At 71.6% G+C, this 15,316-nt stretch carries 16 protein-coding genes; 13 read left to right on the top strand and 3 right to left on the bottom strand.

Annotation, left to right across the window (positions count from 1 at the left end; genetic code table 11):
- Positions 1-37: 37 nt before the first annotated feature.
- From ACZ5SK_RS14805 to ACZ5SK_RS14755, 11 genes are all read left to right on the top strand, one after another.
- On the top strand, positions 38-841 hold the full coding sequence (locus ACZ5SK_RS14805; RefSeq protein WP_334578342.1) for an SRPBCC domain-containing protein: 804 nt from the start codon (positions 38-40) through the stop codon (positions 839-841).
- A 49-nt stretch (positions 842-890) separates the two neighbouring features.
- The gene (locus ACZ5SK_RS14800; protein WP_468576073.1) at positions 891-1,715 is read left to right on the top strand and encodes an aldose epimerase family protein; all 825 of its coding nucleotides are present in this window, start codon (positions 891-893) and stop codon (positions 1,713-1,715) included.
- Positions 1,716-1,725: 10 nt separating this feature from the next.
- Positions 1,726-2,280 carry an orotate phosphoribosyltransferase gene (gene pyrE / locus ACZ5SK_RS14795; protein ID WP_079660894.1) on the top strand — a complete coding sequence of 185 codons (555 nt, stop codon included), beginning with the start codon at positions 1,726-1,728 and terminating at the stop codon, positions 2,278-2,280.
- Positions 2,281-2,397: 117 nt separating this feature from the next.
- A complete protein-coding gene (gene fbaA, locus ACZ5SK_RS14790) occupies positions 2,398-3,429 on the top strand; it encodes a class II fructose-bisphosphate aldolase (RefSeq protein ID WP_457495123.1) in 1,032 nt (343 codons plus the stop codon).
- 62 nt (positions 3,430-3,491) lie between these two features.
- Positions 3,492-4,961: an MFS transporter gene (locus tag ACZ5SK_RS14785; protein ID WP_334578339.1), complete on the top strand. Its 1,470-nt coding sequence runs from the start codon at positions 3,492-3,494 to the stop codon at positions 4,959-4,961.
- Between the two features lie 143 nt (positions 4,962-5,104).
- Positions 5,105-5,518, top strand: coding sequence for a DUF3151 domain-containing protein (locus ACZ5SK_RS14780; RefSeq protein WP_334578338.1), 414 nt, complete (start codon positions 5,105-5,107; stop codon positions 5,516-5,518).
- Positions 5,519-5,693: 175 nt separating this feature from the next.
- Positions 5,694-6,539: a tryptophan 2,3-dioxygenase family protein gene (locus ACZ5SK_RS14775; RefSeq protein ID WP_361704824.1), complete on the top strand. Its 846-nt coding sequence runs from the start codon at positions 5,694-5,696 to the stop codon at positions 6,537-6,539.
- Positions 6,532-7,812: a kynureninase gene (gene kynU / locus ACZ5SK_RS14770; RefSeq protein ID WP_468576071.1), complete on the top strand. Its 1,281-nt coding sequence runs from the start codon at positions 6,532-6,534 to the stop codon at positions 7,810-7,812. Before ACZ5SK_RS14775 ends, kynU begins: the two co-directional genes overlap by 8 nt.
- Positions 7,813-8,143: 331 nt before the next feature.
- Entirely contained in the window at positions 8,144-9,028 is an 885-nt protein-coding gene (locus ACZ5SK_RS14765) for an alpha/beta hydrolase (protein WP_361704818.1), read from the top strand.
- A gap of 119 nt (positions 9,029-9,147) precedes the next feature.
- Complete coding sequence (locus ACZ5SK_RS14760; protein WP_468576069.1) at positions 9,148-10,551, top strand: sensor histidine kinase; 1,404 nt, start codon at positions 9,148-9,150, stop codon at positions 10,549-10,551.
- Positions 10,548-11,213, top strand: coding sequence for a response regulator transcription factor (locus tag ACZ5SK_RS14755; protein WP_334578333.1), 666 nt, complete (start codon positions 10,548-10,550; stop codon positions 11,211-11,213). The genes ACZ5SK_RS14760 and ACZ5SK_RS14755 overlap by 4 nt, the downstream gene beginning before the upstream one ends.
- A gap of 45 nt (positions 11,214-11,258) precedes the next feature.
- Here ACZ5SK_RS14755 and ACZ5SK_RS14750 read toward each other — a convergent pair whose 3' ends face one another.
- Positions 11,259-11,657, bottom strand: a complete 399-nt coding sequence (locus ACZ5SK_RS14750; protein WP_334578332.1) for a VOC family protein — start codon at positions 11,655-11,657, stop codon at positions 11,259-11,261.
- 101 nt (positions 11,658-11,758) lie between these two features.
- Here ACZ5SK_RS14750 and ACZ5SK_RS14745 point away from each other — a divergent pair, with 101 nt between their 5' ends.
- On the top strand, positions 11,759-12,748 hold the full coding sequence (locus ACZ5SK_RS14745; protein ID WP_361704809.1) for a helix-turn-helix transcriptional regulator: 990 nt from the start codon (positions 11,759-11,761) through the stop codon (positions 12,746-12,748).
- Between the two features lie 86 nt (positions 12,749-12,834).
- Here the strand turns inward: ACZ5SK_RS14745 and ACZ5SK_RS14740 are convergent, their stop codons facing one another.
- The gene (locus ACZ5SK_RS14740; RefSeq protein ID WP_334578330.1) at positions 12,835-13,362 is read right to left on the bottom strand and encodes a DUF1062 domain-containing protein; all 528 of its coding nucleotides are present in this window, start codon (positions 13,360-13,362) and stop codon (positions 12,835-12,837) included.
- A gap of 462 nt (positions 13,363-13,824) precedes the next feature.
- On the opposite strand from ACZ5SK_RS14740, the gene ACZ5SK_RS14735 reads away from it, so the two are divergent.
- Positions 13,825-15,042, top strand: coding sequence for a cytochrome P450 (locus ACZ5SK_RS14735; protein ID WP_334578329.1), 1,218 nt, complete (start codon positions 13,825-13,827; stop codon positions 15,040-15,042).
- Here ACZ5SK_RS14735 and ACZ5SK_RS14730 read toward each other — a convergent pair.
- Complete coding sequence (locus ACZ5SK_RS14730) at positions 15,026-15,262, bottom strand: hypothetical protein (protein ID WP_334578328.1); 237 nt, start codon at positions 15,260-15,262, stop codon at positions 15,026-15,028. The genes ACZ5SK_RS14735 and ACZ5SK_RS14730 overlap by 17 nt on opposite strands.
- Positions 15,263-15,316 lie beyond the last annotated feature (54 nt).

Below are 15,316 nucleotides of genomic sequence, written 5' to 3'. Positions count from 1 at the left end.
GGTGCTTTCCGGTGACCGCTGGGTAGGCTCCCCACTCATGGAGCAAGAGGTGTTGGTTCCGGTTCCGGCCGAGCGGCTGCGGGCGGCCCTCGCCGATCCCGCGCAGGTGGCGCGGGCCGTTCCCGGCCTCCAGCAGGACGCCGGCACCGAGCCCGTCGCCGGGCGGCTGAAGGTGCGCATCGGCGGCCACACCATCACCTACCGGGGCGCCGTACGCGTCACGCCGCGCGAGGACGGTACGTACGCCGTGGAGGGCGACGCGACCGAGGCCCGCGGCAGCGGCACGGTGAAGCTCGCCCTCACCCTGCGGCTGCGGGAGACCGACGGCGGCACGACGCTCCGCTTCGAGGGGACGGCGTCGGCCGACGGCCGGGTCACGGAACTGCCGCCGGAGACGGTGGACTCGGCGATCTCCCGCCTGCTGAACCGCTTCGCGGCAAACCTGGGAGCGGGCGCGGCCGAGGAGACGGCCGAGGCCGAAGAGGGGGCTGACGGCGGCGACGACGTCGAGGTCATCGACGTCATCGACGTCCAGAACCTCGACGACCTCGACGACGAGGACGACGAGGACGACGTGGAAGAGCCCCTGCCCCCCACCCCCGTCTTCGAGGACCTCACCGCCCCCGGGGAGCCGCCCGCCGAGGCGGCGCACGCGCGTCGGACGATGATCGGGCGCAGCGCCGAGGAGGTCGACCACGCTCCGCCGCGCGGACGCTACGCCCCCGTCCCGGCCCCGCAGACCGTCGTACCCAACAGCACCCTGCGCTGGGCCGCCCCCGCTGCCGCACTCGTGGTGGCGTCGGCGATCGTGGTCGGCCGGGCACTGCGCCGGCGCGGTTGACGCCGCTCTCCGGCCGAGACCCCCTTGATCGCCCCACTAGGCTCGTCCCGTGAGTAACGAAGACATCACGCTGACCGCGGGCGACGCGGAGGTGACCGTGCAGCCGGGCAACGGCGGCCGGGTCGGTGGGCTGCGCGTCGGCGGCCTCGAACTGCTGCGTCAGGGGATGGGGGTCCCCCCGGGCGAGCGAAGCCGAGCCTGGGGGAGGTTCGGGTGCTTCCCGATGGTTCCCTGGTGCGGCCGGATCCGGGACGGCCGGTTCCGCGACGGCGGCACCGTCCACCAGATGCCGTTGAACGCCGCGCCGAACGCCATCCACGGGACCGTCCGCGACGGCGTCTGGAAGGTCGCGCGGCGGACGGCGGACGAGGTCGTGCTGACATACGACCTGGTGAAGCCCTGGCCGTACGCGGGCCGCGTCACCCAGGTGGTCACGCTCGCCGAGGACGCCCTGACGCTCGCGATGGCCGTGGAGACGTACGACTCGTCGTTCCCGGCGCAGATCGGCTGGCACCCGTGGTTCAACCGGAACCTCGGGGGCGAGGACGTACGGGTCGCCTTCGAGCCCGCCTGGCAGGAGGAACGCGGCGAGGACCATCTGCCCACCGGCAACCGCATCGAGCCCAAGCCCGGCCCCTGGGACGACTGCTTCGGCATGCCCGGCGGCGTCGACGTCACCCTCACCTGGCCCGGACAGCTCGCGGTGCAGGTGACCAGCCCCGAGGAATGGGTCGTCGTCTACGACGAGCAGGAGGCGGCCGTGTGCGTGGAGCCGCAGACCGGCCCGCCCGACGGCCTGAACACCCTCCCGCGCCTGGTCACGCCCCTGGAGCCGCTGGAGGCCCACACCGCCTGGCGCTGGACCCGCCTCTAAGCTGAGGGGCATGACGGACGTGGATGTACGCGGCGCGCTGCTGCAGCAGATCAAGGACAAGGCCGTGGTGCACGGCAAAGTGACCCTGTCGTCGGGTCTGGAGGCCGACTACTACGTCGACCTGCGACGCGTCACCCTCGACGGGGAGGCCGCGCCGCTGGTCGGGCAGGTGCTGCTCGACCTGACCGCCGAGCTCGACTTCGACGCGGTGGGCGGTCTGACGATGGGCGCCGACCCGGTGGCCGGCGCCATGCTGCACGCGGCCGCCGCGCGGGGCCGCAGGCTGGACGCCTTCGTCGTGCGCAAGGCGGCGAAGGCGCACGGGCTGCAACGGCGCGTCGAGGGCCCGGACATCGCGGGCCGGCGCGTGCTGGTGGTGGAGGACACCTCCACCACCGGCGGTTCGCCGCTCGCCGCCGTGGAGGCCGTGCGCGAGGCGGGCGCCGAGGTGGTGGCCGTCGCGACCATCGTGGACCGGGCGACCGGCGCCGACGAGAAGATCCGCGAGGGCGCGGGGGTGCCCTACCTGTTCGCGTTCTCCAAGGACGACCTGGGCCTCGACTGACCTGCCCCGGCATGTCTGGAAAGATGGGGACGACGATGACGTCGCACCCCAGGTCTAGGTCAGGGCCGTAAGCACCCAGTTCACAGCACGCAACCCGCACACCCAAGGAGCGGACGAATGCCCATCGCAACCCCCGAGGTCTACAACGAGATGCTCGACCGGGCGAAGGCAGGCAAGTTCGCCTACCCGGCCATCAACGTGACCTCGTCCCAGACCCTGCACGCGGCGCTGCGCGGCTTCGCCGAGGCGGAGAGCGACGGCATCATCCAGATCACGACGGGTGGCGCCGAGTTCGCGGGCGGCCAGTACAGCAAGGACATGGCGACGGGCGCCCTGGCCCTCGCCGAGTTCGCGCACATCGTCGCCGAGAAGTACCCGGTCACCGTCGCGCTGCACACGGACCACTGCCCGAAGGACAAGCTCGACGGGTTCGTGCGGCCGCTGCTCGCGATCTCCGAGGAGCGCGTCAAGGCCGGCCGCAACCCGCTGTTCCAGTCGCACATGTGGGACGGCTCGGCGGAGACCCTCGCCGACAACCTCTCCGTCGCGCAGGAGCTGCTGGCCCGCACCGCCGCCGCGAAGATCATCCTCGAGGTGGAGATCACCCCGACCGGCGGTGAGGAGGACGGCGTCTCGCACGAGATCAACGACTCCCTGTACACGACGGTCGACGACGCCGTGCGCACCGTGGAGGCGCTCGGCCTGGGCGACAAGGGCCGCTACCTGCTCGCCGCGTCCTTCGGCAACGTGCACGGCGTGTACAAGCCGGGCAACGTCGTGCTCCGCCCCGACCTGCTCAAGGAGCTGAACGAGGGCATCGCCGCGAAGTACGGCAAGCCGGCCGGCTCCCAGCCGTTCGACTTCGTCTTCCACGGCGGTTCCGGCTCCACCCCGGAGGAGATCGCGACCGCGCTGGAGAACGGCGTCGTCAAGATGAACATCGACACGGACACGCAGTACGCCTTCACGCGTCCCGTCGCCGACCACATGTTCCGCAACTACGACGGCGTCCTGAAGGTCGACGGCGAGGTCGGCTCCAAGAAGACCTACGACCCGCGGACCTGGGGCAAGCTGGCCGAGGCGGGCATGGCCGCGCGCGTCCTGGAGGCCACGCACAACCTGCGCTCGGCGGGCCAGAAGATCAAGTAAGTCCTGCTGTACAAGGAGCCCGGGTCTGCCCACGACGCCGGGCTCCCTGTATACCTGAGGGCATGCCCGATGTCCGTCTGGCCTCCTCCCAGGGCAAGTGGATCCTGTTCACCACCGTGCTCGGCTCCAGCATGGCCCTGCTGGACTCGACCGTCGTCAACGTCGCCCTGCCGCGCATCGGCCGCGACCTGGACGCCGACCTCGCCGCCCTGCAGTGGACGGTCAACGCCTATCTGCTGACGCTGGCCGGGCTGATCCTGCTCGGCGGTTCCCTGGGGGACCGGTACGGGCGGCGGAAGGTCTTCGTGATCGGGGTGGTGTGGTTCGCCGCCGCCTCGCTGTTGTGCGGCATCGCCCCGAACGCCGGGGTGCTGGTCGCCGCCCGTGCCCTGCAAGGCGTCGGCGGCGCGCTCCTCACGCCGGGCTCCCTCGCGCTCATCCAGGCCTCCTTCCACCGCGACGACCGTGGGCGGGCCGTCGGCCTGTGGTCCGGGTTCGGGGGCATAGGGGCGGCCGTCGGGCCGTTCCTGGGCGGCTGGCTGGTGGACGGCCCGGGCTGGCGGTGGGTGTTCCTGCTGAACGTGCCGCTGGCGCTGGTGTGCGTGCCGGTGGCGCTGCGGCACGTGCCCGAGTCCGGGGACGGCCGTAAACACGGCCGCTTCGACGTTCTGGGCGCGGTCCTGGGCGCGCTGGCGCTGGCCCTCGTCACCTACGCCCTGATCGAGGCCGGGAGCGGACCCCTGGGGGTGGTCGTGGCGGCGGCGGTCGCGGGAGTGGCGACCGGGGCCGCCTTCGTGGCGGTGGAGCGGCGCCGCCCGGACCCGATGCTTCCGCCCGGCATCTTCGCGTCCCGCCAGTTCACGGCCGTCAACCTGGTCACCCTGTGTGTGTACGCGGCGTTCGGCGGGTTCTTCTTCCTCTCCGCGGTCCAGTTGCAGGTGGTGGCCGGCTGGTCGGCCCTCGGCGCGGGCACGGCACTGCTGCCGACGACGGTGCTGATGCTGCTGCTGTCCGCCCGCTCCGGCGAACTGGCCGACCGCATCGGACCGCGCATCCCGCTCACCGTCGGCCCGCTGCTGTGCGCGGCGGGGATGCTGCTGATGCTGCGGGTGGGACCGGACGCCTCCTATGTCCCCGACGTCCTGCCGGCCGTCCTGGTCCTCGGCCTCGGCATGGTGTCCCTGGTGGCGCCGCTGACGGCGACCGTCCTGGCCTCCGTGGACGTCGCCCGGGCGGGCCTGGCCAGCGGCATCAACAACGCGGCGGCGCGGGCGGCGGGCCTGATCGCGGTGGCGGCGCTGCCGCTGCTCACCGGGATGGGACAGGAGGCGTACCGCTCGGCGGACGCCTTCGACGACGCGTTCCGCCGGGCGATGATGCTGTGCGCGGGCGTGCTGGTGTTGGGCGCGGCGGTCGCCTTCGCGACCGTACGACGGCTGCCGCCGGACTGCCGCAGGCCCGAGTGCAGGACGCACGGCAGCGTGCTGGCGCCGCCGCTGGAGGGGGAGCGGGCGAAACCGAGGCTCGGCTGACGCGGGTGCTGCCGCGGGCAGCGGTGACACAGGCAGCGGTCACGCGGTGGTGACGCGGGTGGTGACGCCGGTGGTACGGCGGTGTGTCTCGTGAGCGCCGGTTCGGGTTCGGTCCGTCCGGCGGCTCGGGGCACACTGGACGCATGTCCATTCACGAGAACCTCCTCGGGGGCCCGCCCCCGACCCACCTCCCCGACGACCCGGAGCCGCGCGAGCTCCTCGCGAACGGCACGGCGCCCGCCGACGTCGCCGCGAAGTACCCGACGTCCTCGCTGGCCTGGGCCCAGCTCGCCGACGACGCGTTCGAGCGGGGCAGCGTGGTGGAGTCGTACGCGTACGCCCGTACGGGGTACCACCGCGGCCTGGACAGCCTGCGGCGGAGCGGCTGGAAGGGCCACGGACCGGTGCCCTGGGAGCACGAGCCGAACCGTGGCTTCCTGCGCGCACTGCACGCCCTCGCCCGCGCCGCGCAGTCGATCGGCGAGCAGGAGGAGTACGAGCGCTGCACCCAGTTCCTGAAGGACTCCTCGCAGACGGCGGCCCAGACGCTGGGCTAGCCCGTAGGGGTGCGGCTAGCCCGTAAGGGTACGGGTGGCTCGTCCGGTCCTGGTGTGACCGGACGGGCCTTGCGTTTTCGGGCCGGTATTGCGCAGGATGCGGGTGGGGACCGGGGCCCCCTGTCGACGACGGCAGGGGCGGACCGCTACCCGGAGTACACAACAGGAGACAGCGATGTCCCTCCAGGCTCAGCCCCACGAGGCTTCGGAGCCCGAGACCCCGCATCTCGACTTCGCAGGCACGACGCCGTACGAGGACTACGTCAAGGCGGACGTGCTCACCCACCTCCAGCACACCCTCTCCGACGATCCCGGAGAGATGGTCTTCCTGGTCACGACCCAGGTCATGGAGCTGTGGTTCACGGTCATCGTCCATGAGTGGGAGACGGCGGCCCGCGCCCTGCGCTCGGACGACGTGCCGACGGCGATCGCCGCGCTGAAGCGTTCCGTCCGCGAGCTGGAGGCGCTGAACGCCTCCTGGAAGCCGCTCGCGCAGCTGACCCCGGCCCAGTTCAACGCGTACCGCTCCGCGCTCGGCGAGGGCTCCGGCTTCCAGTCGGCGATGTACCGCCGCATGGAGTTCCTGCTCGGCGAGAAGTCCGCGTCCATGCTGGTCCCGCACCGCGGCGCACCGCGCGTCCACGCGGAGCTGGAGAAGGCGCTGCACGAGCCGGGCCTGTACGACGAGGTGCTGCGGCTGCTGGCCCGCCGCGGCCGTGCGATCCCCTCCTCCGTCCTGGAGCGGGACGTCTCGCAGCGCTACGAGCCCTCCCCGGACGTCGAGGCGGTGTGGACGACCGTCTACTCGGGCGACGAGAGCGACGAGGTCGCCCGCCTCGGCGAGGCGTTGACGGACGTCGCCGAGCTGGTGTGGCGCTGGCGCAACGACCACCTCGTCGCCACCCGCCGCGCGATGGGCGCGAAGGCGGGCACCGGCGGCTCGGCCGGCGTGGCCTGGCTGGAGAAGCGCACCCAGAAGAACGTGTTCCCCGAGCTGTGGACGGCGAGGTCCCATGTCTGACCGACTCGCCGTCGAGGCAAAGGAGTTGGACGCGGGCGACGAACTCGCGGACCTGCGCGCACGGTTCGTCCTCGACACCGCGTCCGATCGCGCCGACGGCGTCGCGGGCGTCTACCTGGACGGCAACTCGCTGGGCGCGCTGCCCGCCGCCGTCCCCGGCCGCGTCGAGGACGTCGTCCGCCGCCAGTGGGGCGAGCTGCGCATCCGCTCCTGGGACGAGAGCGGCTGGTGGACGGCGCCCGAGCGGGTCGGCGACCGGATCGCCCCGCTGGTGGGCGCGGCGACCGGGCAGATCGTGGTCGGCGACTCGACAAGTGTCAACGTCTTCAAGGCACTTGTGGGCGCGGTACGCCTCGCGGACGACGCCGGGGACGCCCGGCGCGGCGACCGGGGTGTCCGGGGTGTCCGGGGTGTCCGGGGTGTCCGGGACGAGATCCTCGTCGACGCGACGACCTTCCCCACCGACGGCTACATCGCCGAGTCCGCGGCCCGTCTGACCGGCCGCACGCTGATCCCGGTGACACCGGGCGACGTGCCGGCCGCGCTGTCGGAGCGCACGGCCGCCGTCCTGCTCAACCACGTCGACTACCGCACCGGACGCCTGCACGACCTGCCGTCGCTCACCGCCGCCGTGCACGCGGCGGGCGCGATCGCCGTCTGGGACCTGTGCCACAGCGCGGGCGCCCTGCCGGTGGGCCTCGACGAGCACGGCGTGGACCTCGCGGTGGGCTGCACCTACAAGTACCTGAACGGCGGCCCGGGTTCGCCGGCCTACCTGTACGTCCGGCGCGAACTCCAGGACCGCTTCGACTCGCCGCTGCCCGGCTGGAACTCGCACGCCGAACCCTTCGGCATGCGGGAGACGTACGAGCCTGCCCGGGGCGCGCTGCGCGGGCGCGTCGGCACCCCGGACATCCTGTCGATGCTCGCGCTGGAGGCGGCCCTCGACGTCTGGGAGGGCGTGTCGATCGAGACGGTGCGCGCGAAGTCGTTGGCCCTTACGGACTTCTTCCTGGAATGCGTCGCCGCGTACGTCCCCGAGGGGCAGGTCGAGTCGCTGACTCCGGTGCGTCACGAGGAGCGGGGCAGCCAGGTGGCGCTGCGCTGCGACCACGCAGGCGACGTCATGCGGCGGCTCATGGCGCGCGGGGTCGTCGGCGACTTCCGCCGCCCGGACGTCCTCCGCTTCGGCTTCACCCCGCTGTACGTCGGCTTCGCGGACGTGGAGCGGGCGGCGCGGATCCTGGGCGAGGAACTGCGCCGGTCCGGCTGATGAAGCTGATGAAGCTGATGAAGAAGCTGGCTGGTCCGCCGAATCCGGCTGGTCGTGGATCCCGCTGATCGTGGATCCGACCGATCACCGATACGGCTGATTGAGCCGACCGGCTCTCCTGGGCGTACTTGGGGGTACGCCCAGGAGATCGGCATCCCTGGCGGGCAGCCCACAGGGGTGACACCAGCAGAACCGTTTACCTCTCACCGAGCGTGACATCCGCGTGTCCGCGCACGTCACGGGCCTGATACCGTCCCGGCCAGCGGCCGAATTCTCCCCTGGTCCACTATCCGTCCCGTCCAAATCCGTTTCGTCGTTGAGAGGTTGGAGCATGCCGGACGACGTTGTCGCAGCCCGGGCCGCCGCTGAGGAGGAGTCGGCCTTCGCGCATCCGCCCGTCGACCCCGACGTCACCAGGTCGTACGGCGACCACCCCGACCAGGTGATCGACTTCTACGCCCCGCGCGTGGAGAGCGGTCCGGGCGGATCCGTCCCGCTCGTCGTCGTACTGCACGGCGGGGCCTGGCGCGCACCGTACGACCGGCGGCACGTCACCCCGTTCGCGGACTTCCTGGCCCGACGCGGGTTCGCCGTGGCCAACGTGGAGTACCGGCGCGGCGCCGAGAGCCCGGCCCCGCAGGGGACATCCCCGATCGCGGGGCGCTGGCCCGACACCCTCGACGACATCGCCGCCGCCCTCGACGCGCTCCCCGCCCTCGTCGGGGAGGCCCTGCCGCAGGCCGACGCCCGCCGCACCGTGCTCACCGGCCACTCGGCGGGCGGCCACCTCGCCCTGTGGGCGGCGGCCCGGCATGTGCTGCCCGCCGACGCCCCCTGGCGCACCGGCGGCCCCGCTCCGCTGCGGGGCGTCGTCGCACTCGCCCCGATCGCCGACTTCACGGTCGCCGAGAAACTGGACGTCTGCGGCGGCGCCGTCCGCCAACTCCTCGGCGGCGAGGAGCAGTTCGACGAGCGCCGACCGTACGCCGACCCCGCCCTCCTGCTGCCGACCGGCATCGCGACGACGCTGGTCCAGGGCCGCACCGACCTGGTCGTGCCGCAGGCGGTCGCCGAGGCGTACGCGGACGCGGCGGCGAAGGCGGGCGAGGTGGTGGGCCTGACGCTCCTGGAGGACGTCGGCCACTTCCCGCTCATCGACCCGGCGGCGGACGCGTGCGCGGTGGTGGCAGAGGAGATCGCGCAACTGGCTTGGTGAGGCCGGGAAGGAGACGGGAGGGGAGGGGAGGGGAGCACCCGTAGTACTTGAGACGGAGCCGCTGGAACCCCTCTCACTGGTGACGACGTGGACCCCGGGCTGCGCCTACCGTTTTGGATGTGACCGAGACGACGCAGACGCACACCACGCACCCGGACGACCCGGCCGACCCGTTCGAGTCCTACCGGCCGCGCAGTCCGGAGTTCCGGGCGGCCGTGGACGCCCTGCGCGGCATGCGCCAGGACCTGTTCCACGACGCCTTCGCCTACCGCCCGCTGCCCCGCCGCGAGCCCACCGGCGTCCTCGCACGCATCGCGAAGGGCCGCAGGCGGGAGTACGCGGCCTGGTCCCGGCACGGGATCGTCGGCGCGGGCGGCGTGCTGGCGATGCTGATCGGCTACACCGACGAAGGCGGGGGCCTGTTCGGCGCCGTGATCGGCCTGCTCGTCCTGGCGCCGGTGCTGATGACGCTGGTGCGGCCGGTCGGCGCGTTCTGGCTGTCCCTCGCGTCGACGACGGCGGTGGCCCTGCTCGGCACGACCTACGGCAACTGGCCGTGGCTGCCCGGCAGTTTCCTCTCCCATCTGCTGGTCCTGACGGTCGTGGCGATACGCACCCGCCCGCGCACGGCGGCGTGGATGTGGTTGCTGACGGGGGTGTACGGCTTCGTCGCCGAGACCGCTTTCGGCTGGGGCCACTACGAAACGAACATCGCGCCGATGCTGGTGTTCTCCGCGATCGTCCTGCTCGCCGTCACCGTCTGGCACATCCGCAGGCAGGCCGAGCAGGAGGTGACGGCCCAGCAGACGGTGACCGCGCACGAGCGTTCCCGGCGCACGCTGCTGGAGGAGCGCACCACGATCGCCCGCGAGCTGCACGACGTGGTCGCGCACCACATGTCGGTGGTCGCGATTCAGGCGGAGGCCGCGCCCTACCGGGTGGAGAATCCGCCGCCGGAGCTGGAGAAGGCGTTCTCGACCATCCGGGAGAACGCGGTGGCGGCGCTCACGGAGCTGCGCCGGGTGCTGGGCGTGGTCCGCGCCGAGGACTACGAGGTCCCCGACGCCCCGCAGCCCACCCTCGCCGAGCTGGACGCGCTGCTGGGCAACGTGCGGGAGGCCGGTCTGGACGTGGAGAAGGCAGTCACGGGCGCGGTGCGCGAACTGCCGCAGGGCGTGGAGCTGTCGGCGTACCGCATCGTGCAGGAGGCGCTGAGCAACACGCTGCGCCACGCGCCCGGGGCGAGCGCCCGCGTGGAGGTGGGGTACGTCCTGGGCGGCCTGGGCCTGCGCGTGGTGAACGGCCGTCCGCCCAACCCGTCCCTGATCAAGCCGTCTCCCGGAGCGGGCCACGGCATCACGGGCATGCGCGAGCGGGTCACGATGCTGAACGGCGAGATGACGGCGGAACCGACACCGGAGGGCGGCTACGAGGTGACGGTGTTCCTGCCGGTCCCGATGGCGTCTGCTTCTTCCGTTTCTTCCGAATCTTCCGATTCTTCTCCGGGCGAGGGTGGAGCATGACGATCCGCGTACTGATAGCGGACGACCAGATGATGGTGCGCGAGGGCTTCTCGGTCCTGCTGAACGCGATGCCGGACATCGAGGTGGTCGGTGAGGCGGTCAACGGCCGGGAGGCGGTGGAGCGGGTCCGCGAACTGACTCCCGACGTGGTCCTGATGGACATCCGTATGCCCGAGCTGAACGGCATCGAGGCGACGCGCGAGATCGTGGCGGCGGACGGATCGGCGAAGGTCCTGGTCCTGACGACCTTCGACCTGGACGAGTACGTCTACCAGGCGCTCCGCGCAGGGGCGTCGGGCTTCCTCCTGAAGGACGCCTCGGCCCGCCAACTGGCGGACGGGGTACGGGTGGTGGCGGCCGGTGAAGCCCTCCTGGCGCCTTCCGTGACCAGGCGGCTGATCACGGAGTTCTCGATGCTCTCCGACTCCCCGCGGCTGTCGCCGACCGCCCAGGCGGCGTACGGCGACCTGACCGAGCGGGAGACGGAGGTGCTGGTCCTGATCGCCCAGGGTCTGTCGAACCTGGAGATAGCCGGCCGGCTGGTCGTCGCGGAGTCGACCATCAAGACCCATGTGAGCAGGATCCTGGTGAAACTGGGCCTGCGGGATCGCACCCAGGCAGCGGTGTTCGCGTACGAGGCGCGGCTGGTGACGCCGGGTTAGCTCATCGGGAGCCCTGGGCTGCCGCGTGAGCTGCTGTGCGTGGCGTCAGCGGGCGAACTTTGCGATGGCCTCCGGGGTGACGGGGGTGAAGAAGTTGACGAGGTTGCCGTCGGGGTCGCGGAACAACAGCGACCGGTTGCCCCAGGGCATCGTGGTGGGCTCGCTGACGAAGTCGGTGACGAAGCCGGTCAGGTTCTGGTGCACGCGGTCCACGTCGTCGACGAGGAACTCGATGATCACGCTGTGGTTGTCCGCGGGGCGGGCAGAGCCCGGGGCGAACAGCGGGACGGTGCGGGTGCCGGCGATCGCCAGGGTTGCGCCCGCGGTCCTGAGTTCGGCGAAGTCCTCGGTGGCCCGTATCGCCTGCATTCCCGTGGCTCGCTCGTAGAACTCGACGAGGCGTGCGACGTCGCTGGTGATGATGCGGATCGAGACGAAGTCCATGGGAATCTCCTTGGCTGTGCCGCTGTGCTGGAGGCGTGCACGTCGCAGGCTAGGAGAAATAGTGGACAGAATCGGTCCTGTATCCGCGTTAGGCTGCGAACATGCCACGACCCACCGGCCGCGTGCTGACACTCCTGGAGCTGCTGCAGTCGGGCGGCACCCGGACTGTGGCCGAGCTCGCCGACCGTCTCGGCGTCGAAGGGCGCACCGTGCGGCGGTATGTGGACCAGCTGATCGACCTGGACGTGCCCGTGGAGTCGGTGCGCGGCCGCTACGGCGGCTACCGGCTCGCCCCCGGGTACCGCCTGCCCCCGCTCATGCTCAGCGACGACGAGGCGCTGGCCGTGCTGCTCGGCCTGGTCGCCGGCCGCCGGGCAGGGCTGACGACCACGGAGCGCACGGCGAACGAGACGGCGTCGGCGAAGATCCGGCGGGTGCTGCCCAAGCACATCGCCCGCCGGCTCGACTCCCTCCTGGAAGCTCTCGCCTTCACGGATCAGCCCGGCGAGCCGGATCACCCGGACGCCGGGCATCTGCTCACCATCGCCGATGCGGTGCGCCACCGTCGGCCGGTCTCGATCCGCTACACCGACCGCGACGGACGGCGCAGCGAACGCACACTGCACGCGTACGGGATCGTCGCCCATGCGGGCCGGTGGTACGTCACGGGCAAGGACGCCCAGGTCGACGAGGACCGAACCTTCCGGCTCGATCGCATCGCAGACGCGCGGACCCTGCCCGGTTCATTCGAGGCGCCCGTGGGTCCCGCTCCGGCACAGCGCGTGTTGTCAGGGTTCGCCACGGCCGAGTACCGGCATGAGGTGACCTTGCGGATCCACGGGACGGTTGAGCAGATCCGCGCGCACCTTCCGGCCGGCGTCGCGCGCCTGGAGGAGTACGAGCCCGCGGCCGGCCAGGACCCGGCGGCCGAGCGCTGGATGCGCGTCGAGCTGCGGGCGGAGCGGCTCGACTGGTTGCCTCGGACACTCGCCTCACTCGACCGGCCGTTCGTCATCGAGCGCCCCGCTGAACTGCGCGACCTCGTCATCGCGCTCGCCGAGCGCCTCACGTCCCACGCCCGCCAGGCCTGACAGTGAGGTGCGGGCCACAACGCGCCCCGCCCTGAGGGGCCTGTCCGGCGGACACTGCCGGACAGGCCCCTGGTCCCGAGGAGGGCTCAGCGCTTGAGCGTGAAGGTGAAGTCGCCGGAGAGCCTGCCGCTCAGCGGGACTGCCGAGACGACACTCCCCTCCGTGATCAGCCGCTCGACCTCCGCCCGCGAAAGACCGCAGCCCTCAGCGATCAGCCGCACCGGCCGAACAGGGATCCGCGCCGCGAAACGGACCGAGACGTCGATCACCTCGCGGTCCAGGTGATCCGATCCGCCGGTGTCGAGACGCCAGGCGCCCGCCCAGTCCAGCGCGATGCGATTACGACGCCGCAGGACCGGATCCTGGAGCAGTTCCGCTGCCAGGCCGGGGTCGTTGTCGTGCATCCGGTCCAGCAGCCCCGGTCGTACGGAGCGCACGTTCACCCGCTCCAGGACGCTGAGCTTCGCCGTGTCCCCGCAGTCGGTGCAGAGCACGAGGAGCCAGGCGTCGAGGAGCTTGTGGTTGGCGTTGACGCGAAATTTTCCGTTCGCCCGGAAGCGCTCGGACGCGCACGCGTGGCAGCGGCGCAGAACGGTCGGCAGGCAGGTGGGCATGACCACCCAGTCATTGAGCACAGAAATACACCGATTTCAGTGAGAAGTCCGCAGCAAGAAGCAGCGCGGCGCACATGCGCGACGCGCGACAGATCAGCTCTCGGGGGGTCTCACACGGTGTACAACGGCACGTCCCTACCCAGACGACTTGGTCGGCAGCACGCTAAGGCAGCACAGAGCCCCTGCTCCACTGGTTTTCGAGCATCCGGTCGGGCTTTCGAGCATCCGTTGCCTGATGCGGTCAAAATGGTGTGCCAACACGCACCACGACACGCGACGCGAGCGGCCCGGACAGCGATGCGATGACGACGACGTCTCCGGGCCTCAGGGCACGAGGACGAAGCAGCTGAGGCAGTCCCGAACCGATCATCGACGCGTTTCGCGCTGCCGCTCGAACGGTTCGACGGCGCGGTCCCGAGTCCCCCCTGGTCAGCACCCCGGGTGTCGGGCTAGCGTCCGGTCATGGCTGTAGGTGAGGACCTTTCCTTCGATCCGTGGGATCCGGCGTTCGTGGCGGATCCGTATCCGGCGTATGCCGAGCTTCGGGGGCGGGGGCGGGTGATCTACTACGAGCCGACGGACCAGTGGCTGGTGCCGCGGCATGCGGATGTGTCGGCGTTGTTGCGGGAGCGGCGGCTGGGGCGGACGTATCAGCACCGGTTCACGCACGAGGACTTCGGGCGGACCGCGCCGCCCCCCGAGCAGGAGCCGTTCCACACGCTCAACGACCACGGGATGCTCGACCTGGAGCCGCCGGACCACACGCGGATCCGGCGGCTGGTGTCGAAGGCGTTCACGCCGCGCACCGTTGAGCAGTTGAAGCCGTATGTGCGGCGGCTGGCCGGGGAGCTGGTGGACCGGCTGGTGGAGGCGGGCGGGGGCGATCTGCTGAGCGAGGTCGCCGAGCCGCTGCCCGTCGCCGTGATCGCGGAGATGCTGGGGATTCCGGAGGCGGACCGGGGGCCGCTGCGGCCCTGGTCGGCCGACATCTGCGGGATGTACGAGCTTCAGCCGTCGCAGGAGACCGCGGCGCGGGCGGTGCGCGCCTCCGTCGAGTTCTCCGAGTATCTGCGGGAGCTGATCGCCGCCCGGCGCAAGGAGCCCGGCGACGATCTGATCTCCGGGCTCATCGCCGCCCACGACGAGGGCGACCGGCTCACCGAGCAGGAGATGATCTCGACCGCCGTGCTGCTGCTGAACGCCGGGCACGAGGCGACCGTCAACGCCACCGTGAACGGGTGGTGGGCGCTCTTGCGGAACCCGGAGCAGCTGGCCGCGCTGCGTGCCGATCACTCGCTGGTGCCGTCCGCCGTCGAGGAGTTGATGCGGTACGACACCCCGCTGCAGCTCTTCGAGCGGTGGGTGCTGGACGACATCGAGATCGACGGGACCGTCGTGCCCCGGGGGGCCGAGATCGCCATGCTGTTCGGGTCCGCCAACCACGACCCGGCCGTGTTCGCCGACCCGGAGCGGCTCGATCTGACCCGCGCGGACAATCCGCACATCTCCTTCAGCGCGGGCATCCACTACTGCATCGGCGCACCGCTGGCCCGCATCGAGTTGGCCGCGTCGATGACGGCACTGCTGGAGCGCGCTCCGACCCTGTCCCTCGCCGCCGAGCCGCAGCGCAAGCCGAACTTCGTGATCCGGGGGCTGGAGGGGCTCAGCGTGACCCTCTGACGTGGCCGAGCAGACGGCTGAGCACGGCCCACAGAGCCAGGCCGGCGGCCGTCCCGCCCAGCAGCGCCAGCGGCAGTTCGGCGTAGAGGACCTTCCAGTCGGGGGCCTGCTCGAACCGCCAGAAGCGGGCGCGGACGTCCACGGCCCACACCGCCAGCCCCGCGCCCCACCCGAGCGCCATGGCGAGGCACCCGGCGGCGGACTCCGTACGTTGTCCCATGCCCTGGACGGACGCACGCGGGCCACCACAGGGTTCCGTTGCTTTGAGTGCGCA

The sequence above is a fragment of the Streptomyces sp. NPDC031474 genome (assembly GCF_055581185.1).
This window is presented reverse-complemented; position numbering and strand designations above follow the sequence as displayed.